This is a genomic window from Bradyrhizobium sp. CCBAU 11434, from assembly GCF_028128895.1.
Lineage (GTDB): Bacteria > Pseudomonadota > Alphaproteobacteria > Rhizobiales > Xanthobacteraceae > Bradyrhizobium > Bradyrhizobium zhengyangense.
The window spans coordinates 244870-267250 of record NZ_LBJX01000103.1 but is presented as its reverse complement, the minus strand read 5'-3'; the positions used below and the strand labels follow the sequence as shown (position 1 = coordinate 267250).

The following is a 22381-nucleotide window of genomic DNA, read 5'->3' as shown; positions in this document are numbered from 1 at the left end:
ACAACTCCATGCGGCGGCTTATCTTCCCCGCAACTTCTCAATCAGCGGTGAAAGCAAGGACGACTTTTGTTTCTTCGTCTCGCTCCGGCCGGTCAGGCGCTGGGCGATCTGGAGGAACATCTCGATAGACTTATGGTTCGCGGAGATTTCCGCGATCATCTGGCCGTTGTTGGCGGCTGCGCCGAAGATTTGCGGCTCGAACGGGATCGAGACGACCGGCTGGCTCTCGATCGCCTTGGCGAATTCGGTGGCGGCGATCTCCGGCCGCTTGGGAACGCCGACCTGGTTGAGGCAGTACAGCGGCGGGCGGTCGTTGGGACGGGCGGCCTTCAAGAGATCGAACAGGTTCTTGGTATTGCGCAGATTGGCGAGATCGGGCGCCGCCACGATCAGGATGTCATCGGCGCCGATGAGGGCGCGCTTGGTCCAGCCCGACCATTGATGCGGGATGTCCAGCACGATGCAGGGCATGGTCGAGCGCAGCGTGTCGAACACGGCGTCGAAAGCGTCGGTGCCGAAATCGTAGACCCGGTCGAGCGTCGCCGGCGCCGCCAGCAGGCTGAGATGGTCCGTGCATTTCGACAGCAGGCGGTCGATGAAGGCGGTATCGACGCGATCCGGCGAGAACACGGCATCCGCGATGCCCTGCGGCGGATCCTGGTTATAGTCGAGCCCGGCTGTGCCGAAAGCAAGGTCGAGATCGGCGACCACGGCGTCCATCGCGAGGTCGCGCGCGATGGCCCAGGCGACGTTGTGGGAAATGGTGGAGGCGCCGACGCCGCCCTTGGCGCCGACCACGGCGATGATGCGGCCGACCGCCTTGGCTTCCGGCGCCGAGAACAGATTGCAGATCGAGCGCACGACGTCGATCGCACCGACCGGTGCGAGCACGTAGTCGCTGACGCCGCGGCGCACCAGCTCGCGATAGAGCATGACGTCGTTGATGCGGCCGATGACGACGACGCGGGTACCGGCGTCGCAGACGGTGGCGAGCTGGTCCAGCCCGGCCAACAGATCGTTGCGGGCGTCGCTCTCGAGCACAATTACATTCGGCGTGGGTGCCGAGCGGTAAGCTTCGATTGCAGCCGCCATACCGCCCATCTGGATCTTCAGATGGGCCTTGCCGAGGCGGCGATCCTCGCCGGCCGATTGCACGGCTGCGGCGGTCTCGACGGTTTCGCAAAAGGCCTGGACCGAGACGCGCGGCGCAGGCGCAATATGCTCCTCGACCGGCGGTGGGATCTCCGGCTGCTCTTCCTGAGTCTGGCGCGCGTAGTTGATCATTTGCCGGTGTCGCTGAGTTTGGCCTTTTCGGCCTCGGGATAGGAGATCGCCGTCGGCGTGCCCTTGCGGTATTTCTCGAAGGCGGCAGTGCGTCGCGCGGTGTAAACAGGAGTTTCAGGCCGCGGCTGCTCGAGGTCCGACGGATTGTCGACCATGGCCGCCATGTTGCGCTGATAGGCGCAGCCGAAATTGTAATAGTCCTTGTTCTCGAACCAGCTCTTGTTCTTCATCGAGGGGCCGATGTCCTCTGGCCAAAGGCCACACGGGCCTGCGACCGCCGCAACCTTCGAATAAGTCAGTCGGATCGGCGGCAGGAAGCGCTTGTCTTCGGGCTGGTAGGGGCGGGCGATGATGCCGCGCGGGGGGACGCCCCCGGCCGCCAGCATCGCCTGAATCTCACGCATGGATTCTGCGACCGGGCGCGCATTGGGCGTTCCCGTGGGCACGTCGATATGAATGGCGCCGGTACCCTCGTGCATCCAGGTCGACGCCAGGCCCATCACGTCGGCGCGCTGGGCCGCGGTCAAGCCGCCGCGGGCGTGACCGACGAAAACGACGATCGAGCGGTTCTGCTCCTCGATCGCGATAGGGTGACGTTGCTTGTAGTCGTCGGGAATGGACGCCGTTGCCACCTCGTCATGCTGGCAGCCGCCGAGCGCAAGCGCGATACCGACGAGCACGCCACCGAGGCCGGCGGTGCGGCGGCGGTTCTGGGGTCGTGTTGTGATCATGACTTAAGTCCCCGTTCCGCCTCAGTCGGTGATGAAGCCGTAAGTGCCGCGGTAGTTCTTGGCCGGCTCGGTCCGGCCCGGCACGCCATAGATGCGGTTGATATTGCCGATCAACTCGGCCTGCGGATCGGCTGGCGCCGAGAAACCGTCATCCGGCCGCGAGAGGTCCTTTGGCGACGTCGCGCGCACGATGTAGGGCGTCACGATCACGACCAGCTCGGTCGAGTTGTTGACGAAGTCGCGGCTGCGGAACAGCGTGCCGAGAATTGGCAGCTGCATCAAACCGGGCAATCCGCTGACCGCCTGCTTGGTCTGCTGCTGAATCAGGCCGGCCATCGCCATGGCGCCGCCGGAGGGAATTTCGAGCGAGGTCTCGGCGCGGCGGGTCCTGATCGAGGGGACGGTCACCGAGTTCACCGAGGTCGAGGTGACGGCCTGCGACAGCGTGATCGCGTTGTCGTTGGAGAGTTCCGACACCTCGGTCATCACCCGCAGGCTGATCTTGCCTTCGGTCAGCACCACGGGCGTGAAATTGAGCGAGATGCCGAACTTCTTGAAGCTGATCTGGGTGGTACAGACATGCGTGGTGGGATCGCAAGCATAGCCTGCCGGCACCGGGAATTCGCCGCCGGCGATGAACGTCGCGGACTCGCCGGAGATCGCGGTCAGGTTCGGCTCGGCCAGCGTACGGATCACGCCTGCGGTTTCCATCGCACGCAGGGTGGCCTGCACGGAGGGGCCTCCGCCGAACTTTGCGCTCAGGCTGTTGCCGTCCACGAGATTGTGGCCAAGCGCGGTGAACGGGTTCGAGTTGGTGAAGCTCACCACCGAGGTGCCGTAGTTGAGGTTCGCGGTGAGATCGATGCCGAGCTGCTTGACGATGGTTCGCGCGACTTCCGCAACGGTCACCTTCAGCATGACTTGGTCGCGGCCGCGGACAATGATTGAGTTCACCACCTTGTCGGCGCCCCCGGCAAGGCGCGCGGCGAGGTCGTTGGCCTGCTGTGCTTCGACCGGGTTGGCCGCGGAGCCGCTCAGGACCACGCCGTCGCCGAGGCCGTCGATCTGGATGTCGGAATTGGGCAGGATCTGCTTCAGCGCTGCGCGTACGCCGTTAAGGTCGCGCTTGACCGCGATGTCATAGGCGGCGATCTGCTGACCGGCGGAATCGAAGAACACGATGTTGGTCTGGCCGACCGTGGCGCCGATGATGTAGGCGCGCTGGGACGAGCGGACCACCGCATTGGCGATCTTGGGATCAGCGACGAGCACGTCCTTGATGTCGCGGGGCAGGTCGATCACGATCGACTTGCCGACGCCGAGCGAAAGGAAGCGCGCGTTCATCTGGTCATCGGCCGCAACCTGTGCCGCCGGACGGTAGTCCGCGGCGATCACGGGCGTCAGCGCGGGGTTGAGCGTCAGCGCGAGAGCGGCCGAGAACGACAGGGCGCGGACCATGGAGGTCCGCATCGTCGCCAGATTTGCCCTGCATTTCATATCGACTGTCCTCATCGTGCCTTCGCAGCCTGACTTTGAATGCCGTAGCGAATGATCGAAACGCCGTCGCGCTGCTGCGCGGATTCATCAAGCGTGATCTCGGTCGTCTTGACGTCGGCAATGCTGCGCAGCGCCAGCGACAGTGTCCCGGCCTGGCGTCCGGAGGACAGCACCTTGGTCTGCGCGGAATCCAGTTCCAGGGTCACGGTCTTGCCGACCACCGCGTTCTGGCCGTCTTTCTCCTTCGGCGCCTGGTCAATGGCCAGCACGCGGACATTGGTCAGGAGGATCTCGGACGTGACGATGTCCTGTCCGCCCGGGTCCGGGTTCTTGAGGCGGCGCGTGAGCAGCACGTCAACGCGATCGTTGGGCAGGATGAAGCCGCCGGCGCCGGTCTCCGGTGAGATTTCGGTCGAGATGGCGCGCATGCCGGTCGGCAGGATCGCAGCCATGAAGCCGGAACCATCGGCTTTGACCAGCTTCTGGTCGCGGATCGGTTCACCCTGGATGAAAGGGGCGCGCGCAATCGAACCAGTGACTTGGGTCGCGCCGTCGGGGCGCTCGTTGCGGCGAATGAAAGTGGCGCTGGCGGTCGCCGTCGGCCAAGTCTGCCACTGCACGTCGTCCGGCTTCAGGGTCTGTCCGAGGCCGATGTCGTTCTTGGCGACCAATACGTCGGTGGTGGGAAGCTGCGCGACCGGAGCCGCCGGAGGCGGGGCAGAGTCCGAGCCGCTCGCCAGGTACGCAGCGATGCCGCCGGCGCAGATGGCGACCGTCAGGACGACTATGCGTGCCCTATTCATACGCTTCACTTTCCACAAAACGCTGCGACGCTGCCGCCGCCGTAATCGGCAGTTGACCAGCTATTCGTCAAAGCATGGTTAATGAGGCGTATCTAAATCGCCTTAACGCCGGGTTATCGCGGCGTTCAGCGCAGTGCGAGGTGAGCGAGGTCGATCGCTCTCACCCATTCGGTCTCGGGGTAGACCAACAGCGCGCCAAGCGCGAGCGCGATGCCGTAGGGAATGCCGGTCTGCTTGTCGTGGAGCCGTGCGAGCCAGGCCTGGCCGGCAAGTCCGTAAGGGAGTGGCCATTGCCGGAACTGAAGCAGGAGCAGTGTCAGCGCCCCGCCGAACAGCGAGGCGTAGAGCAGGAAGTCCATCAATTGGGCGAAGCCGAACCACAGCGCCACGGCAGCTGCGACCTTGGCATCGCCCCCGCCCATCCAGCCCAACGCAAAGCAGGTAAACGCCACGACGAGGAGCAGCGCGCCGGCGCCGACATGGCTCAGCATCTCGTAAGGTGCCATGCCACCGGCGAAGGCGAGCATGAAGAAGCCCGCGACCAGCGTCAGCGACACCCGGTTCGAGATCGTCATCGTGAAAAGATCGCTGGCGGCCGCGAACGCCATCAGGGCCGGGAAGAGCAGGAGGCGCGCGAGGTCGAGTGTCATGGGCTGCGTCTGGAGGCCTGGGTCCTTCGCCGGATCGGGCGTCGGCGCATGCTAAAAGGCAGTGTTAAACAAACCGACAACAGGCGCGGAAGCCTCGGAACGACAACCGCGTGCCGGCGGTCTCACCATATGCTGGCGACGCGCATCGCCAGCATGACCGTGGCGAGCAGCAGTGCAAGGCAGACCCAATAGGCCGAGGCATCGCCGCGCGCCGTGCCCGTCTCGGTCGCCGCAATTGCGGCATCGGTTCTGTGTTTACGCAACGCCACTGGAACTCGCCGTGTCCTTAAAAAACAAAGGCCCCGGAAGACCGGGGCTTTTGCCGTCGTTCGTCGCTCGGCTTACTTCAGCGAGGTGCTGATCGAGCCGAACTTGGTGTTCAGCGTGCTGCCGAGGTTGTTGACGACGGTGATGATGGCCAGCGCGATGCCGGCGGCGATCAGACCGTATTCGATGGCGGTGGCGCCGGATTCATCCTTGGCGAAACGCGCAATCAGGTTCTTCATGAACTAAACTCCATCTGGTTGAGGTCGCCTCGTTCGGCGCTGTCTTGACGCACCGACCATGTGAGCCGAGCTCTTTCGGCGGGGTTAATTCAATCGCTCAAACCCGTCGCGTGCGCGATGCTTTTGGCCAGAGTGAATTTCACCTTAAGGCGCTCGCTGTAATTCGTTCCAGTTCCAAACGCGGCGTCAACTTCACCCTCCTTTAAATTTCGCGGCGTAGTCATAAGTGGATCAGCAGACCGGAAGAGACGCGATGATGTCGAGCCTGCCCATGCAAGTCGCCTTGATGCTCGGCGAGACCATAGAGAAGGTGATCCCGGTCACCTTCATGCTCGCGGTGGTCTTCACGGTGCTCGAGCATTTCTGGGCGTGCAATTCCGGTCCGGCATGGTGGCGCAAGCGCGAGATCGTGACCGATATCTGCTACTGGTTCTTCGTTCCGGTGTTCGCCCGCACTATGCGGATTGGTCTCCTGATCGTCACCGCCGGCGTCGTCTTCAACATCCACGATGCGGACGAGCTGATCGCCTTCTACGACAACGGCCACGGCCCGCTGTCGCAACTGCCGCTCTGGCTGCAGGGCGTGCTGTTCCTGGTCGCGTCCGACTTCATGCTGTACTGGCTGCACCGGCTGTTTCATGACGGTGGGTTCTGGAAATACCATGCGATCCACCACTCCTCGGAAGAAATCAGCTGGATTTCGGCGGCCCGCTTTCATCCGGTGAATCTGATGCTCGGAACGATCGGCGTCGACGTTGTGCTGCTGATGGCCGGCATATCGCCGAACGTGATGATCTGGGTCGGCCCGTTCACGACCTTCCACTCGGCCTTCGTGCACGCCAATCTGAACTGGACCTTCGGTCCGTTCCGATACGTGCTGGCGACGCCGGTGTTCCACCGCTGGCACCATACGGCGCTCGAAGAGGGCGGTGACACTAATTTTGCCGGCACCTTCCCGATCTGGGACGTGCTGTTCGGCACCTTCCGCATGCCGAAGGGCGAGCTCCCGCAGGATTATGGCAAGGACGAAGCGACCATGCCGAAGGAGATCGCCGGCCAGCTCGCCTATCCGTTCCGCCACTAGGCTGGCGATAAAACGCAAGTCCGTTAGAACAATAGTCGGCGAATTTGCGGAACGTTCACGAATTACAGGCAGGTTAACCGGGTCGGGCGCCGGCTCCGCTCTCTGATCGATTCTGCCGGTTTGTGACGTCCCGGGGTAAGAGTATGCGTAAAGAGTTTCTGCGCCGCCATGCGCGCGTCTGTTTCCTGGCTGCGGCTGCGATGCTGGCATCGCCGGCGATCGGCCTCGCCGAGCCTACCGTCGACACCATCGCCGTCAATGTCGACCAGGCCAAGCTGGTGCGCTTGCCCGGCAAGGTCGCCACGATCGTGGTCGGCAATCCCCTGATCGCCGACGTGACGCTGCAGGCTGGCGGGATGATCGTGGTAACCGGTAAGGGTTACGGCGCCACCAACTTCATCGCCCTCGATCGCGGCGGCGAGATCTTGGTCGACCGGCAGATCCAGGTCGAAGGCCCGAGCGACCGGCTCGTCACCGTCTATCGCGGGATCGAGCGGGAGTCCTATAGCTGCATGCCGCTCTGCCAGCGCCGCGTCACGCTCGGCGACAGCGACCAATACTTCAACACCACGATGAACCAGGCCGGCACGCTGAGCAGCAATGCCAGCGGAAACGCCAGCGCGGCTGCGGCTGCCAAGACAAATTAACAAGACGACCTAATACGGCGACTGACACCACGGACGGGACCATCCGGTCCCGCCCGCCGTCGTCGGCGACGTACTTTCTGCTTTCCCCCTCTCCGCGCTCCCGGCGTGGTTAACCAGATGTTAACGACCCGGTCCCGTTCGGCTCGAATGTCAGAAACATTTAGACAATCAGCTTCCGATATTGATCGAAGCGGTTGATCGCTGCCGCCGGGGAATTCAACGCGATGCCATCGCCCGTAGCTTCGAGATTCGCGTTCCGGACTGCACTGCGACGGTTTCGCGGCAACCGCGGTGGATCGGCGGCGGTCGAGTTCGCGCTGATCGCACCGATCTTCTTCGGGCTGCTGTTTGCCATCATCGAGACGGCGCTGGTTTCTTCTCGAGCCAAGTGCTCGAGACCATCACGCAGAATTCCGCGCGCGTGGTGCTGACCGGTCAGGCGCAGTCGGGTTCGGTGGCGGCCTGCGCGGTGAGCGGCGTCGCTTCGCCTTGCACGCAGGCGACGTTCAAGACCTACGTCTGCAGCCAGATCCCGGCGCTGTTCGACTGCAACAGCCTGTATGTCGACGTCACGAGCTTCTCGTCCTTCTCGGCGGTAACGCTGCCGACGCATCTCGATGCGGCGTGCAATTTCAACACCAACATGAGCTACAGCGCCGGCAACGCCGGCGATATCGTGGTGGTCCGGCTGTTCTATCAGTGGCCGCTGTTCGTGGCCGGGCTCGGCTACAACATCGGCTGCGGCGGCACGAAGAAGCGGCTGCTCGTGGCAACCGCCGCGTTCAAGAACGAGCCTTACTAGGACAACGGATCGGGCAGGGCGATGCGGGCGATTGCAGGATTCTGGCGGACGGCCCGCTTCTCCGCGTACGAATTCCTGGTCGACGGCAGAGGTCTTGCCGCGACCGAATTCGCGGTGATCGTTCCGCTGATGCTGGTAATGCTCTTCGGTACCGTCGAATTCTCGTCAGCCATAGCGATCGATCGCAAGGTGACGCTGATGGCGCGGACGCTGTCGGACCTCACCTCGCAGTCGACGACTGTCGCCGACACCGACATGACCAATTTCTTCGCGGCCTCGACCGCTATCATGACGCCTTATGACGCGACTCCCGTGTCCGCGACGATCACCGAACTGTACGTGGATTCGACGCAGACGGCGCATGTGCAGTGGAGCAAGGGGTCGGCTCCGCGGGCGCAGAGATTCACCGTCTCGATTCCCACGACACTCGCGATCGCCGGCACCTATCTGATCTTCGGCGAGGTCAGCTACACCTACACGCCGTCGGTCGGCTACGTGCTCAAGAATTTGATCACCCTGAGCGACGTCGCCTACACGCGCCCGCGGCGGTCCGCCTGCGTCTATTACAGCCCGGACACGTCCTGCACGACCTATTGAGCTCATCTGTTCTTCGGGCATGAAAAAAGGCCGTGCAGTCCGCACGGCCTTTTCCGTTGTTTGCTTGCGTTCAAGCTGATCCGGTAGCGCGCCCCTCAGGGCACGCATTGGATGTCAGCCTGCATCGCGGAGATTGTCGGCAGCCGACTTGCCGGACCGGCGATCGGCGACGATCTCGTAGGAGACCTTCTGGCCTTCGCGCAGCGAGCCGAGGCCGGCACGCTCGACGGCGCTGATGTGAACGAACACGTCCTTGCCGCCGTCGTCGGGCTGGATGAAGCCATAGCCCTTGGTCGCGTTAAACCACTTCACGGTTCCCATGCTCACGGGGGTAGTCCCTTCTCAGATACACAATGGTCGAGCCCGCTCACGCAGGCAGGTTAGATCGAATTTTTGGAAGGGTCGTCAGCGTGTCTGAACCGGCTGTACCGGTGGATGCTAATGTCGTCCGGCCGAAAATCGATTGATTCATTTTATTGGAATCAAGGCCTCAAAACAATCCGGACGTGCACGATTTTTTGATCCGCCGTGATGTCCACGGCGGATCAGCATACAGGTCAGCATTTTAATTCCGCGCCCAGGCGGGCGAGGCCGATCAGCGGCGGCGGAACTGGCCGCCGCGCTGGGGGCCGCCGCGCGGCGGTCCACCGGCGGTTGCCGGCCGTTCGTCCTTGTGGCGGAAAATCAGCCGGCCCTTTTCGAGGTCGTAGGGCGACATTTCCACCGTCACGCGGTCGCCCGCCAGCGTCTTGATGCGGTTCTTCTTCATCTTGCCGGCAGTGTAGGCGACGATCTCGTGCCCGGCGTCGAGCTGCACGCGGTAGCGCGCGTCGGGGAGGATTTCGGTGACCAGTCCTTCGAACTGGATCAGCTCTTCCTTAGCCATGAATTTCTCCAGGTCGTGGACGGCTAGTGCGAATGGGGTTTGCGGTTCGGGTGGCCGTTCGGCCGACTCTCACGGCGCAAAAAGGCCACGCCTTGTATCCCATCGGACGCTCCCGCGCTATGCGCGGAACGCTGTTCCGGGCGTTCGTTTGGCGAAGAATGCACCTTACCACCGGAGCGGCGACGGCGGGACCCCTTCGAGCCGTTTCCGGGCCTTCCGTCCACATGCCGCGCCTCGCCGTGACGGCCTTCGCCGGGCCGCCCGTCGCTCGGCTTGCCGGAGCTGTGATGGCGTCCGTCGGCATGTCTCTCATCGCTACGCCGTCCGTCGCCATGCCGTGCGCCTTGCGGACGCTGGCCCGGGCGGCCGCCCGGCCGGCCCTGACGTTGTTGCTGGGGCGGAGGAGCGCCCGCGTCGCGGCGGCCGGCATCTGTGCGGAGATCCTCGCGCGGCAGCGCCACCTTGATCAGCCGTTCGATGTCACGGAGATAGCTGAGTTCCTCGCCGCCGGCGACCAGCGAGATCGCGGTGCCGTCGGCGCCGGCGCGCGCGGTGCGGCCGATCCGGTGCACATAGGTCTCCGGGACGTTGGGCAGGTCGTAGTTGATGACGTGGCTGATGCCATCGACGTCGATGCCGCGAGCGGCGATGTCGGTGGCGACCAGGGTGCGGATTTCGCCGGAGCGGAACTGCGCGAGCGTGCGCTCGCGATGGTTCTGCGACTTGTTGCCATGGATGGCGCTGGCGGGGATGCCGGCCCGCTCCAATGTCTTCACCACCTTGTCGGCGCCGTGCTTGGTGCGGGTAAAGACCAGCGCGCGGTTGATCGGCTCGTCCTTCAGCAGCTTGGTCAGGAAGGTGGCCTTGGCCGAGAAATCGACCTGGATGATGCGCTGGTTGATGCGCTCGGCAGTCGAGGAGACCGGGGTCACAGCGACGCGCGCGGGATCACGCAGCATGGAATCGGCGAGCTCGGCGATGTCCTTCGGCATGGTGGCGGAGAAGAACAGCGTCTGCCGCTTGATCGGGAGTTTCGCAACGATTTTGCGGATGTCGTTGATGAAGCCCATGTCCAGCATGCGATCGGCTTCGTCGAGCACGAGGAACTCGACGCTGCCAAGCTTCAGTCCGTTGCTCTGCACGAGGTCGAGCAGGCGGCCTGGGGTGGCAACCAGCACGTCGACGCCCTGCATCAGGGCGCGGACCTGGCGGCCCATCGGCACGCCGCCGATGGCGAGCGTCGAGGACAGGCGGATGTGGCGGCCATAGGCGTTGAAGCTGTCGAGGATCTGTCCCGAAAGCTCGCGGGTGGGCGACAGCACCAGCACGCGGCAGGTCTTGGGCTGCGGCTTGATGCGGTTCTCGAGCAGGCGGTGCAGGATTGGCAGCGCGAAGGACGCGGTCTTGCCGGTGCCGGTCTGGGCGATGCCGACGACATCGCGGCCGGTCAGCGCCGTCGGGATCGTCTGGGCCTGGATGGGGGTGGGAGTGACGTAATTCTCTTCGGCGAGAGCACGTGCGATGGGTTCGGCGAGGCCGAAGTCCTGAAACGAAGTCAAAAGATGGGTTCTTTCCATGTCAAATGCGGTCGGCCCGACGCAATCAGCGGGGCGCGCGCATAAGGGTGTCGAGAAGACACCTGCGTGTTTGGGGTGTCGGATGGCTTGGATGATATGGGGCAAGCCAGAGGCCCGGAGGGGGCTTAAGAACACGCGGCTCGCAACGACCGCTCGATTCGCGAGCGATCTCGTCACCTATATGGAACATTGACGGGGCGCTTTCAAGGCGGACCGTCTACTGGCGTCGATTGCGGTGCAAAAATAGTTATGCCGGAATTTTAGCCAGCGGCCCTATTTTGCTCAAAAAATGGACTGACTGCCGCATAAGCATACATTTTATTCGCTCAAGTTTTGAGCAGCCGGACTGCGGCTAAAGTTTGATTGCGGCAAAATTATCTAGACTGACCAAACACTTGGCAGGTGCCCAAGCCATGGCACGGTTCTTGCGATTCCGTTAATCGCAGGCGGCCGTGGGGCCGTTTCGCAGCGTTTTTCACGTCTGCGTCAGGGAGATGATAGATCCATGCCTACCAAATCCATTCACGATATAGCGGCATCATTTAGCCGCCGCGGCGTGCTCGCCGCGACCACCGGACTGTTGCTCGGTCTGGCGTCCATTTCCGGCGCAAAGGCCGCGGACGACACCATCAAGGTCGGCGTCCTGCACTCCCTTTCCGGCACCATGGCCATCAGCGAAACCACGCTGAAGGACACCATCCTCTTCCTCATCGACGAGCAGAACAAGAAGGGCGGCGTGCTCGGCAAGAAGCTCGAGGCCGTCGTCGTCGATCCCGCCTCGAACTGGCCGCTGTTCGCCGAAAAGGCGCGCGAGCTGATCACCAAGGACAAGGTCGCGGTCGTGTTCGGCTGCTGGACCTCGGTGTCGCGCAAGTCGGTGCTCCCGGTATTCAAGGAGCTCAACAACATCCTGTTCTACCCCGTCCAGTACGAGGGTGAAGAGTCCGAGCGCAACGTGTTCTACACCGGTGCTGCGCCGAACCAGCAGGCGATCCCTGCCGTCGACTACCTGATGAAGGAAGAGAAGGTGAAGCGCTGGGTGCTCGCGGGCACCGACTACGTCTATCCGCGCACCACCAACAAGATCCTGGAAGCCTACCTGAAGTCGAAGGGTGTCGCCCAGGAAGACATCATGATCAACTACACGCCGTTCGGTCACTCCGACTGGCAGACGATCGTGGCCGACATCAAGAAGTTCGGCTCGGCCGGCAAGAAGACCGCGGTGGTCTCGACCATCAACGGCGACGCCAACGTCCCCTTCTACAAGGAGCTCGGCAACCAGGGCATCAAGGCGAAGGACATCCCGGTGGTCGCGTTCTCGGTGGGTGAAGAAGAGCTCGCCGGCATCGATACCAAGCCGCTGGTCGGCCATCTCGCCGCCTGGAACTACTTCGAGTCGATCAAGACCCCGGCGAACGAGAAGTTCATCAAGGACTGGCAGGCCTACACCAAAAACCCGAAGCGCACGACCAACGATCCGATGGAAGCCCACGTGATCGGCTTCAACATGTGGGTCAAGGCCGTCGAGAAGGTGAAGTCGACCGATCCGGACAAGGTGATCGACGCGCTTCCCGGCATCGAGGCTGCGAACCTGACTGGTGGCACCTCGAAGATGCTGCCGAACCACCACATCACCAAGCCGGTGTTCATCGGCGAGATCAAGGGCAACGGCCAGTTCGACGTGGTCTGGAAGACCCCGGGTCTCGTGGCGGGCGACGCCTGGTCGAAGGAGCTCGATGGCTCCAAGGACCTGATCGGCGACTGGGTCGGCAAGAAGTGCGGCAACTTCAACACCAAGACCAACAAGTGCCTCGGCTCCGGCTCCTGATCCGGATCTGACGTTCGACTGCACGACGGGAGAAGACGGTTATTCCGCCGTCTTCTCCCCACTTCTGCCGGGGTGATCCACAGTGCCAACCAAATTGTCCGCCCGTTTCTGCAGCTTTGTCCTTTCGCTGTTTCTGATCGCGTTCGCAGTGCCGGCCTTTGCCGGTCCGTTCGAGGATGCGGTCGCCAAATTCGCAAACGACGATTTTTCCGACACGGATGAGGCAATCGGCGTGGTCGCAGGCAGCGGCAACAAGCTCGCCTTTCCGATCATCAGCGCGCTCCAGGACGGCCGTCTCATGGCCGATCCTGACACCAAGAAAGTTTACGTCACCGGCACCGACGGCAAGTCGATCGACGCCGCGACCGGCGAGGCCGTCGCTAGCGTGCCTGACAGCGCCAGCGCCGTCCGCCTCAACAACCGTCTGCGCCGCAGCGTCGATGCTGCGCTCGGCAGCCTGACGCTGCAGTCGCCCGATCTCATTGCGCGCCTGCAGGCCGCGCAATCCGTATTCAAATCGCATGAAGAGACCGCGCTGGATCCGGTCGAAGGCGCGCTTGCCAAGGAAACCAATAAATCGGTCAAGACCGCACTCGGCGAAGCGCGTGCGGCGATCCTGCTGTTCAAGTCCGACGCGACCGAAGTGCAGAAGCTCGAGGCGGTCGCGACCATCAAGGCGCGTGGCGATCAGGACGCGCTGGCGCTGCTCTCCGACATCGGCACCGATCAGCCGGCCTCCGTCGCAAAGGCGGCGACGAGTGCGATCGGCTCGATCCAGAGCTCGCTGGCGGTCTGGTCTTCGGTGCAGAATGCCTGGTACGGGCTGTCGCTCGGCTCGGTGCTGCTGCTCGCCGCGATCGGGCTTGCAATCACCTTCGGCGTGATGGGCGTCATCAACATGGCCCATGGCGAGATGGTGATGATCGGCGCCTACACCACCTTCGTGGTGCAGGAGGTGATCCGCACACGCTATCCCGCTTTGTTCGACTATTCGCTGCTGATCGCCGTGCCGCTCGCCTTCCTCGTCGCCGGTGGCATCGGCGTGCTGATCGAGCGCAGCATCATCCGCTTCCTCTATGGCCGGCCGCTGGAGACGCTGCTCGCGACCTGGGGCCTGTCGCTGGTGCTGCAGCAGGCGGTGCGCACCATGTTCGGTCCGACCAACCGCGAGGTCGGCAATCCTTCCTGGATGAGCGGTGCGTTTGAGCTCGGCCAGATCACCATCACCTATAACCGGCTCTGGATCCTGTGCTTCACGCTGGCGGTATTCGTGATCCTGCTCGCAATGCTGCGCTACACGGCGCTGGGCCTCGAGATGCGTGCCGTGACGCAAAACAGGCGCATGGCGGCCTCGATGGGCATCGCCACGTCTCGCGTCGATGCGCTGACCTTCGGGCTCGGCTCGGGCATTGCCGGCATCGCCGGCGTTGCGCTGTCGCAGATCGACAATGTCAGTCCCAATCTCGGCCAGAGCTACATCATCGACAGTTTCATGGTCGTGGTGTTCGGAGGGGTCGGCAATCTCTGGGGCACACTGGTCGGCGCCTTCACGCTCGGCATCGCCAACAAGTTCCTGGAGCCGGTCGCCGGCGCCGTGCTCGGCAAGATCGCGATCCTGGTCCTGATCATCCTGTTCATTCAAAAGCGGCCGCGCGGCCTGTTCGCGCTCAAGGGCCGTGCGGTGGAAGCATGACCCCTCACATGCTGACGCGATCGCTGGACCGCGGCGCGACCATATTCCTGTTGGTTGTTGCCGCGCTGGGCGTGCTGATCCCGCTGTCCAACCTGCTGCTGCCCGCAGGCTCGTTCCTGCAGGTGCCGACCTATCTGGTCGCGCTCTGGGGCAAATATGTCTGCTACGCCATCCTGGCGCTCTCGATCGACCTGATCTGGGGCTATTGCGGCATTCTCTCGCTCGGCCACGGCGCTTTCTTCGCGCTCGGCGGCTACGCGATGGGCATGTATCTGATGCGGCAGATCGGCACCCGCGGCGTCTACGGCAATCCGATCCTGCCTGACTTCATGGTGTTCCTGAACTATTCGAAGCTACCCTGGACCTGGTACGGCTTCGACATGTTCTGGTTCGCCGCGCTGATGGTGCTGTTCGTGCCGGGCCTGCTCGCCTTCTGCTTCGGCTGGCTAGCCTTCCGCTCCCGCGTCACCGGCGTGTATCTGTCGATCATCACCCAGGCGATGACCTACGCGCTGCTGCTCGCCTTCTTCCGCAACGACTTTGGTTTTGGCGGCAATAACGGCCTGACCGACTTCAAGGACATTCTGGGCTTCAATGTCCAGGCCGAAGGCACCCGCGCGGCACTGTTCGCGCTGAGCTGTCTGGCGTTGATCCTCGCCTTCCTGATCTGCCGCTCGGTCGTGTCCTCCAAGCTCGGCAAGGTGTTGATTGCAATCCGCGACGCGGAATCGCGCAGCCGCTTCCTCGGCTACCGCGTCGAATCCTACAAGCTGTTCGTGTTCACGCTGTCGGCCTGCATGGCCGGCGTCGCCGGCGCGCTCTATGTGCCGCAGGTCGGCATCATCAATCCGAGCGAGTTCGCGCCGGGCAACTCGATCGAGGCGGTAATCTGGGTCGCGGTCGGTGGGCGCGGCACGCTGGTCGGTGCTGCGCTCGGTGCCATCGTCGTCAACTACGCCAAGACGTTCTTCACCTCAGGCGTGCTGGCGCCGTACTGGCTGTTCATGCTGGGCGCGCTGTTCATCCTGGTGACGCTGCTGTTGCCCAAGGGCATCGTCGGTACCTTCAGCGCCTGGCGGGAACAGGCGAGGGAGAGGCGCCCGGCCGCGACGACTGCGAGCGCGGCGGCCGAAGACGGCATCACCGAACCAAAGATGGCGGAGTAGCGGTCATGAACGTCATGGATACCCGCGCGACCTCCGCGATGCTCTATCTCGACGGCGTGCACGTCTCGTTCGACGGCTTCCACGCCATCAACAACCTGTCGCTGACGCTTGCGCCCGGCGAAATGCGCGCCATCATCGGTCCGAACGGCGCCGGCAAGACCACGATGATGGACATCATCACCGGCAAGACCAAGCCGGACGAGGGCACGGTGCTGTTCGACGGCGTCACCGATTTGACGCGTCTCGACGAGACCCGCATCGCCGAACTCGGCATTGGCCGCAAATTTCAGAAGCCGACGGTGTTCGAGAGTCAGACGGTTCAGGACAATCTACTGCTGGCGCTCAATGTCGACCACAGCGTCAAGGGCACGCTGTTCTGGCGCGGCAGCAGGGCCGAGTCCGAGCGCATCGACAAGGTGCTGGAGACGATCCGCCTCACCGACGCCCGCAACCGCCTGGCCGGCAGTCTCAGCCACGGCCAGAAGCAATGGCTCGAGATCGGCATGCTGCTGGCGCAGGACCCGAAGCTGCTCCTCGTCGATGAGCCGGTCGCCGGCATGACCGACGTGGAAACGCACCTCACCGCCGAGCTGCTCAAGGAGATCAACAAGACCCACACCGTCATGGTGGTCGAGCACGACATGACGTTCGTGCGCGAGCTCGGGGTCAAGGTCACCTGCCTGCATGAAGGCACCGTGCTCGCCGAAGGAACCATCGACCAGGTCTCGTCCAACGAGCGGGTCATCGAAGTCTATCTGGGACGCTGAGCGATGCTTGAGGTCAAGGACATCAACCTGTTCTACGGCGCGGCGCAGGCGCTGCGCGGCGTCTCGATCGCGGCCGAGCCGGGCAAGGTTACCTGCGTGCTCGGACGTAACGGTGTCGGCAAGACGTCGCTTCTGCGCGCCATGGTCGGGCAGTATCCGATCTCCTCGGGCGCGATCCTGTTCGACGGCAGCGACATCACCGGGCTGAAGCCCTATGAGCGGGCGCGCAAAGGGATCGGCTTTGTGCCGCAGGGCCGCGAGATCTTTCCGCTGCTGACGGTCGAGGAAAATCTCAAGACCGGCTTCGGTCCGCTCAAGCGTCAGGACAAGAACATTCCGGACGATGTGTTCTCGCTGTTTCCGGTGCTGCAATCCATGCTCGGCCGGCGCGGCGGCGACCTCTCCGGCGGCCAGCAGCAGCAGCTCGCGATCGGGCGCGCGCTGGTGATGCGGCCAAAACTGCTGCTGCTGGACGAGCCGACCGAGGGCATCCAGCCCTCGATCATCAAGGACATCGGCCGCGCCATCTCTTACTTGCGCAACCTCGGCAACATCGCCATCGTGCTGGTCGAACAATATCTCGACTTTGCCTGCGAGCTCGGCGACAGCTTTGCGGTGATGGATCGTGGTGCGGTGAAGTTCACCTGCGACCGCTCCAATCTCGACCCAGGCGAGATCAGCCGCCAGATGGCGCTGTAAGTCGGGGCACTGTAGGCTAGCGAAATCCTGCCGCGGCCGGCTGGGGGAGACGGATGCGCAGCGACGCCTTGGTCACATCTTTGACGACATCTTCGGTGTTCGAAGCCAATCGCGCGCGCGGTGCCGTGCGTTTCGACGTCCACGCCCGCGACGGCGTGACGCGACGCGGCGCCTTGCATGAATCCGGCTCGCTCCGTGTGCGCTTTCCTTCGCCGGAGGATGAGGGCCTGTCCGGCGTGTTCGTCAACACGGCCGGCGGCGTCGCTGGCGGTGACCGGTTCGACATCGAGATCTCGGCCATCGATTCTGCCCGCCTGACGCTGACCACGGCGGCCGCGGAAAAGGTCTACCGCGCGCCGGGGGCGGCAGCGCAGCTCAGCATTTCCCTGAAGGTTGGCGCTGGGGCCCATCTCGGCTGGCTGCCCCAGGAGACGATCCTGTTCAACCGCGCGCGGGTCCATCGCCGCTTCGACATCGAGCTCGATGAAGCCGCCTCGCTGCTGTTGTGTGAAATTGTCGTATTTGGCCGCACGGCCATGGGCGAGCGCATGGAGCAGGGCGAATTTGTCGACCGCTGGCGGCTCTCCCGTGGCGGCAAGCTTGTCTTTGCGGAGACCGTCAGGCTGGACGGCGATATCGGTGCGAAATTGGCGCGGTCGGCAGTCGCGAGGGGCGCTGCGGCGATCGGCACGGCCCTGATCGTGCCGGGCGACGAGGCATTGGTCGAGCGCCTCCGCGAGGCGTCGGACTCTTTCGCCGGCGAGGTCGGGATATCCGCCTGGAATGGCTTTGCAATGGCACGGTTCTGTGCCCAAGATGCGGCGCGTTTGCGTGCCGACATGATGGCCGTGCTGGCGCGCACCGGTGCGGCCTTGCCGCGACTCTGGCTGAATTGACGACCGGGTGAATTGAAGTGTTGAACCGAAGAGATTTTGCATGAACCTGTCTCCCCGCGAAAAGGACAAGCTTCTGATCTCGATGGCCGCCATCGTGGCGCGCCGCAGGCTGGATCGCGGCGTCAAGCTCAACCATCCCGAGGCGATCGCGATCATCTCCGATTTCATCCTCGAGGGCGCGCGCGACGGCCGCACCGTCGCCGAGCTGATGCAATCAGGCGCGCAGGTGCTCACCCGCGACCAGGTGATGCCCGGCATCCCCGAGATGATCCACGACATCCAGGTTGAGGCGACGTTCCCCGACGGCACCAAGCTCGTCACCGTGCACGAACCGATCAGGTAGCTTTCAATTCGTCATTCCGGGGCGCCCGCAGGGCGAACCCGGAATCCAGAGATTGTTGATCGAGATTCCGGGTTCTCGCTTCGCGCGCCCCGGAATGACAAAGGAAGATAGACATGATCCCCGGCGAACTCTTCATCCAGGGCGGCGAGATCGAGCTCAATGCCGGCCGCAAGACCGTGACGCTGACGGTGGCCAATACCGGCGACCGTCCGATCCAGGTCGGCTCGCACTATCATTTCTTCGAGACCAATCCTGCGCTGAAATTCGACCGCAAGAAGTCCCGCGGCATGCGCCTCGACATCGCCGCCGGCACCGCCGTCCGCTTCGAACCCGGCCAGACCCGCGAGGTCCAGCTCGTCGCGCTCGCGGGCAAGAAGACGATCTACGGTTTTCGCGGCGACGTGATGGGGAAACTATAGGCAGGGAATCTACAGGAAGGTTCGCCATGGATGCGCTCGCGAAGGACAAGGTCGAGGTTGGACTCGTGCTCCAGGGCGGCGGTGCACTCGGCGCCTATGAGTTCGGTGCGATCGAGGCGCTGCTGGAATTGATGGATACGGTCGATCGTGCGGGCCGGACGATCACGCTGGCGGCGGTCACGGGTGTGTCCATCGGCGCGATCAATGCGGCCTGTGTTGTTGGCGCCGCTGATCGGGCCGACGCCAAGCTGCGTTTGAATGGCCTTTGGTCCGAGCTTTCGCTGGGAAACCATTGGTGGGGCATTGCCGATCATGATCTCGCGCTGTTCGGCGTGCATGGCTTCTACAAGCAGCGCTACGACTATTGGGATGTCCTAAACTGGAAGAACTTCTACGATACCTCGCCTATGCTCGAGACGCTGAAGAACCACGTGGATTTTGCGGCGCTGAATGCCAGTCCGACCGCCTTCGTCGTGACCGCGGTCGATGTGGCCTCCGGCGAGCTGACGCGCTTCCGCAACCATCCGCGCAAGGATGAGCAGCAGATCGCGATCAAGCCTCAACACGTCCTGGCCAGCGGGAGCCTTCCACCCGGATTTCCGGCGACCCCGATCGATAATAGGACGTTCTGGGACGGCGGTATCGTCGACAATACACCGCTCGGCGATGCGATCGAGGCGTTTTCAGGGGCGGCAGATGTCGATCGCATTCTCGTGGTGATGAACCTCTTTCGAAACAAGCGCGCCGCGCCGAAGAACATGATCGAAGTGAACGACCGCCTGAGCGAGCTGCGCTATGGCAATCGGCTTCGCCAGGATGGCGCCAATGCCGCTGTCATCAACGAACTGCTTCAGACCATCGAGGCCCTTTCCGCAGCCGTTCCCGAAGCGGCGCGGACGCCGGACCTCGACCGGCGGGTGACGCAGGCGCAGCGCTTCAAGACGCTGGGCGCGATCACCAACATCGACCTTGCCGATTCCGATCTGGTCAAGGCCGCCGGCCTGTTGGAGGAAGCCGAGGACTCCGGAGCCTTTCGCGATTTTTCCGCAGGGGGCATCGAGCGACGCCGCAAGGCCGGCTATCGGCTTGCCCAGGTGAAGCTCGACGAAGTGTTCAAGGCCCGCGGCCTGCTGCCGGCGTTGCACTGACCAGGAGTGTTGTGGTGATCCCCCCGGTCCGCCTCGTCTCCCAAGCTGCTGAGCTGGCTGCGCGCCGGCACAACGGCATGGCGCGCAAGGGGCGGGGGAATGAGCCTTACATCAATCATCTCGCGGAAGTCGCGTGCCTGCTGGCAACGGCGACTGATGGCGCCGATGCTGAACTCGTTGCGGCCGGTTGGCTGCACGATACGATCGAGGACACCGAGACCACGCGCGAGGAGCTCGCGCAAAAATTCTCCGAGCGTGTCGCTGCGCTCGTCGTCGAATGCACGGACGACATGAGCCTGCCGAAGGCCGAGCGGCGACGACGGCAGGTGATCGATGCGCCGAAGAAGTCGCCAAGCGCAAAACTGATCAAGATTGCCGACAAGGTCAGCAATATCGGCGCGCGCATTCATTCCGATCCGACCGGGGAAGAGCGTGACGACCTCGTCGATTACACCGGCTGGGCCGAGCGGGTCGTCGCCGGCTGCAGCGGCGGCAGCGTCTGGCTCGATATGACGTTCGACGACATGGTGCGAAAAGCGAAGGCTTCGCTGTGAGCACTGACCAGGAATTCAAACGCAAACGGGGCTTGTGATGTCCGTCAAGATGAAACGTTCCGTCTACGCCGACATGTTCGGCCCGACCACCGGCGACAAGGTGCGGCTGGCCGACACCGATCTCATCATCGAGGTGGAGAAGGATTTCACCACCTACGGCGAAGAGGTGAAGTTCGGTGGCGGCAAGGTGATCCGCGACGGCATGGGGCAGTCACAGGTCACCAACAAGCAGGGCGCGGCCGATACGGTCATCACCAATGCGCTGATCGTCGACCATTGGGGCATCGTCAAGGCCGACGTCGCCATCAAGGACGGCATGATCGCAGGCATAGGCAAGGCCGGCAATCCCGACATCCAACCGGGCGTCACCATCATCATCGGCCCCGGCACCGACGTAATCGCGGGTGAGGGCAAAATCCTCACCGCGGGCGGCTTCGACAGCCACATCCATTTCATCTGTCCGCAGCAGATCGAGCATGCGCTGATGTCGGGCGTCACCTCGATGCTCGGCGGCGGCACCGGTCCCTCGCACGGCACCTTCGCCACCACCTGCACGCCGGGCCCCTGGCACATCGCACGGATGATCCAGTCCTTCGATGCTTTCCCGGTCAATCTCGGCATATCAGGCAAGGGCAACGCATCGCGCCCCGCCGCACTGATCGAGATGATCAAGGCCGGTGCCTGCGCGCTGAAACTGCACGAGGATTGGGGCACGACGCCGGCCGCGATCGACAATTGCCTGTCGGTGGCCGATGACCACGATATCCAGGTCATGCTGCATTCCGACACGCTGAACGAATCCGGCTTCGTCGAGGACACCATCAAGGCCTTCAAGGGCCGCACCATCCATGCGTTCCATACTGAAGGCGCCGGCGGCGGTCATGCCCCCGACATCATCAAGGTCGCGGGCCTGAAGAACGTGCTGCCGTCCTCGACCAATCCGACGCGTCCCTTCACCCGCAACACCATCGACGAGCATCTGGACATGCTGATGGTGTGTCACCACCTCGATCCCTCGATCGCGGAGGACCTCGCGTTCGCGGAAAGCCGCATCCGCAAGGAGACCATCGCGGCCGAGGACATTCTGCACGATCTCGGCGCGCTCTCGATGATGTCCTCGGATTCGCAGGCCATGGGCCGTCTCGGCGAAGTGATCATCCGCACCTGGCAGACCGCGGACAAGATGAAGAAGCAGCGCGGATCGCTGCCGCAGGACAAGGGCAAGGACAACGATAATTTCCGCGTCAAGCGCTACATCGCCAAGTACACGATCAACCCTGCGATCGCGCATGGCGTGTCGAAGCTGATTGGGTCGGTCGAGAAGGGCAAGCTCGCCGATCTCGTGCTGTGGTCGCCGGCCTTCTTCGGCGTCAAGCCTGATTGCATCGTCAAGGGCGGCACCATCGTCGCAGCGCCCATGGGCGATCCCAACGCCTCGATCCCGACGCCGCAGCCGGTGCACTACCAGCCGATGTTCGGCGCCTTCGGCAAGGCGCGCACGGCGTCTTCAGTAGTGTTCACCTCGAAAGCAGCCGTCACCGGTGGCCTCGCGCGAAAACTCGGCATCGAGAAGAAGCTCTATGCGGTCCAGAACACCCGCAGCAAGATCTCGAAGAAGAGCATGATCCACAACGACGCCACGCCCAATATCGAGGTCGATCCGGAGACCTACGAGGTGCGCGCAGATGGCGAGCTGCTGACCTGTCCGCCTGCAGAGGTGCTGCCGATGGCACAGCGATATTTCATGTACTGAAATAGCGCCTCAACGCATGTCCCCGGCGCATGCCGATTGCATGTCCCGGGA

At 63.3% G+C, this 22381-nt stretch carries 24 protein-coding genes and 1 pseudogene; 15 read left to right on the top strand and 10 right to left on the bottom strand.

Annotated features, from left to right (window positions below):
• Positions 1–18: 18 nt before the first annotated feature.
• The 7 genes from XI06_RS41380 to XI06_RS41350 all read right to left on the bottom strand — a co-directional run bounded on the left by XI06_RS41380 (position 19) and on the right by XI06_RS41350 (position 5471).
• Positions 19–1284, bottom strand: coding sequence for an AAA family ATPase (locus XI06_RS41380; RefSeq protein WP_237863109.1), 1266 nt, complete (start codon positions 1282–1284; stop codon positions 19–21).
• A complete protein-coding gene (locus XI06_RS41375; protein WP_237863108.1) occupies positions 1281–2015 on the bottom strand; it encodes a CpaD family pilus assembly protein in 735 nt (244 codons plus the stop codon). The genes XI06_RS41380 and XI06_RS41375 overlap by 4 nt, the downstream gene beginning before the upstream one ends.
• A gap of 21 nt (positions 2016–2036) precedes the next feature.
• Complete coding sequence (locus XI06_RS41370) at positions 2037–3512, bottom strand: type II and III secretion system protein family protein (RefSeq protein WP_237863107.1); 1476 nt, start codon at positions 3510–3512, stop codon at positions 2037–2039.
• A gap of 11 nt (positions 3513–3523) precedes the next feature.
• Positions 3524–4315, bottom strand: coding sequence for a Flp pilus assembly protein CpaB (cpaB, locus tag XI06_RS41365; RefSeq protein WP_237863106.1), 792 nt, complete (start codon positions 4313–4315; stop codon positions 3524–3526).
• Between the two features lie 125 nt (positions 4316–4440).
• Positions 4441–4965, bottom strand: a complete 525-nt coding sequence (locus XI06_RS41360; protein WP_237863105.1) for an A24 family peptidase — start codon at positions 4963–4965, stop codon at positions 4441–4443.
• 122 nt (positions 4966–5087) lie between these two features.
• Positions 5088–5228: a hypothetical protein gene (locus XI06_RS41355; protein WP_237863370.1), complete on the bottom strand. Its 141-nt coding sequence runs from the start codon at positions 5226–5228 to the stop codon at positions 5088–5090.
• Positions 5229–5306: 78 nt separating this feature from the next.
• Positions 5307–5471 (bottom strand): Flp family type IVb pilin, encoded by a 165-nt coding sequence (locus XI06_RS41350; RefSeq protein ID WP_129274995.1) that lies wholly within the window; start codon positions 5469–5471, stop codon positions 5307–5309.
• 256 nt (positions 5472–5727) lie between these two features.
• Here XI06_RS41350 and XI06_RS41345 point away from each other — a divergent pair, with 256 nt between their 5' ends.
• The 4 genes and pseudogenes from XI06_RS41345 to XI06_RS41330 all read left to right on the top strand — a co-directional run bounded on the left by XI06_RS41345 (position 5728) and on the right by XI06_RS41330 (position 8601).
• Positions 5728–6555, top strand: a complete 828-nt coding sequence (locus XI06_RS41345; RefSeq protein WP_237890279.1) for a sterol desaturase family protein — start codon at positions 5728–5730, stop codon at positions 6553–6555.
• A gap of 143 nt (positions 6556–6698) precedes the next feature.
• Positions 6699–7202 (top strand): pilus assembly protein N-terminal domain-containing protein, encoded by a 504-nt coding sequence (locus XI06_RS41340; protein WP_237863103.1) that lies wholly within the window; start codon positions 6699–6701, stop codon positions 7200–7202.
• Between the two features lie 224 nt (positions 7203–7426).
• A pseudogene (locus tag XI06_RS41335) lies at positions 7427–8004 on the top strand (TadE/TadG family type IV pilus assembly protein).
• 21 nt (positions 8005–8025) lie between these two features.
• The gene (locus XI06_RS41330; protein ID WP_237863102.1) at positions 8026–8601 is read left to right on the top strand and encodes a TadE/TadG family type IV pilus assembly protein; all 576 of its coding nucleotides are present in this window, start codon (positions 8026–8028) and stop codon (positions 8599–8601) included.
• A 114-nt stretch (positions 8602–8715) separates the two neighbouring features.
• On the opposite strand, the gene XI06_RS41325 is transcribed toward XI06_RS41330, so the two are convergent.
• From XI06_RS41325 to XI06_RS41315, 3 genes are all read right to left on the bottom strand, one after another.
• Positions 8716–8928 (bottom strand): cold-shock protein, encoded by a 213-nt coding sequence (locus XI06_RS41325; RefSeq protein ID WP_057759442.1) that lies wholly within the window; start codon positions 8926–8928, stop codon positions 8716–8718.
• 268 nt (positions 8929–9196) lie between these two features.
• Positions 9197–9487 carry a translation initiation factor IF-1 gene (gene infA / locus XI06_RS41320; protein WP_008546913.1) on the bottom strand — a complete coding sequence of 97 codons (291 nt, stop codon included), beginning with the start codon at positions 9485–9487 and terminating at the stop codon, positions 9197–9199.
• Positions 9488–9510: 23 nt separating this feature from the next.
• Positions 9511–11064, bottom strand: coding sequence for a DEAD/DEAH box helicase (locus XI06_RS41315; RefSeq protein ID WP_237863101.1), 1554 nt, complete (start codon positions 11062–11064; stop codon positions 9511–9513).
• Positions 11065–11569: 505 nt separating this feature from the next.
• Here XI06_RS41315 and urtA point away from each other — a divergent pair.
• The 11 genes from urtA to ureC all read left to right on the top strand — a co-directional run bounded on the left by urtA (position 11570) and on the right by ureC (position 22330).
• Positions 11570–12892, top strand: a complete 1323-nt coding sequence (gene urtA, locus XI06_RS41310; RefSeq protein ID WP_237863100.1) for an urea ABC transporter substrate-binding protein — start codon at positions 11570–11572, stop codon at positions 12890–12892.
• Between the two features lie 82 nt (positions 12893–12974).
• A complete protein-coding gene (urtB, locus tag XI06_RS41305; RefSeq protein ID WP_271607906.1) occupies positions 12975–14585 on the top strand; it encodes an urea ABC transporter permease subunit UrtB in 1611 nt (536 codons plus the stop codon).
• On the top strand, positions 14582–15751 hold the full coding sequence (gene urtC, locus XI06_RS41300) for an urea ABC transporter permease subunit UrtC (RefSeq protein WP_237863098.1): 1170 nt from the start codon (positions 14582–14584) through the stop codon (positions 15749–15751). The genes urtB and urtC overlap by 4 nt, the downstream gene beginning before the upstream one ends.
• A 5-nt stretch (positions 15752–15756) precedes the next feature.
• A complete protein-coding gene (gene urtD, locus XI06_RS41295; protein ID WP_014498216.1) occupies positions 15757–16518 on the top strand; it encodes an urea ABC transporter ATP-binding protein UrtD in 762 nt (253 codons plus the stop codon).
• Positions 16519–16521: 3 nt separating this feature from the next.
• Entirely contained in the window at positions 16522–17217 is a 696-nt protein-coding gene (urtE, locus tag XI06_RS41290) for an urea ABC transporter ATP-binding subunit UrtE (RefSeq protein WP_237863097.1), read from the top strand.
• A gap of 53 nt (positions 17218–17270) precedes the next feature.
• Positions 17271–18113 carry an urease accessory protein UreD gene (locus XI06_RS41285; protein WP_237863096.1) on the top strand — a complete coding sequence of 281 codons (843 nt, stop codon included), beginning with the start codon at positions 17271–17273 and terminating at the stop codon, positions 18111–18113.
• Between the two features lie 40 nt (positions 18114–18153).
• On the top strand, positions 18154–18456 hold the full coding sequence (locus XI06_RS41280; RefSeq protein ID WP_007605424.1) for an urease subunit gamma: 303 nt from the start codon (positions 18154–18156) through the stop codon (positions 18454–18456).
• A gap of 113 nt (positions 18457–18569) precedes the next feature.
• Positions 18570–18875, top strand: coding sequence for an urease subunit beta (locus XI06_RS41275; protein WP_237863094.1), 306 nt, complete (start codon positions 18570–18572; stop codon positions 18873–18875).
• Positions 18876–18901: 26 nt separating this feature from the next.
• Positions 18902–20023, top strand: coding sequence for a patatin-like phospholipase family protein (locus XI06_RS41270; RefSeq protein ID WP_271607905.1), 1122 nt, complete (start codon positions 18902–18904; stop codon positions 20021–20023).
• Positions 20024–20037: 14 nt separating this feature from the next.
• A complete protein-coding gene (locus XI06_RS41265; protein WP_271607904.1) occupies positions 20038–20577 on the top strand; it encodes an HD domain-containing protein in 540 nt (179 codons plus the stop codon).
• A gap of 37 nt (positions 20578–20614) precedes the next feature.
• On the top strand, positions 20615–22330 hold the full coding sequence (ureC, locus tag XI06_RS41260; protein WP_237863091.1) for an urease subunit alpha: 1716 nt from the start codon (positions 20615–20617) through the stop codon (positions 22328–22330).
• The last annotated feature ends 51 nt before the right edge of the window (positions 22331–22381 follow it).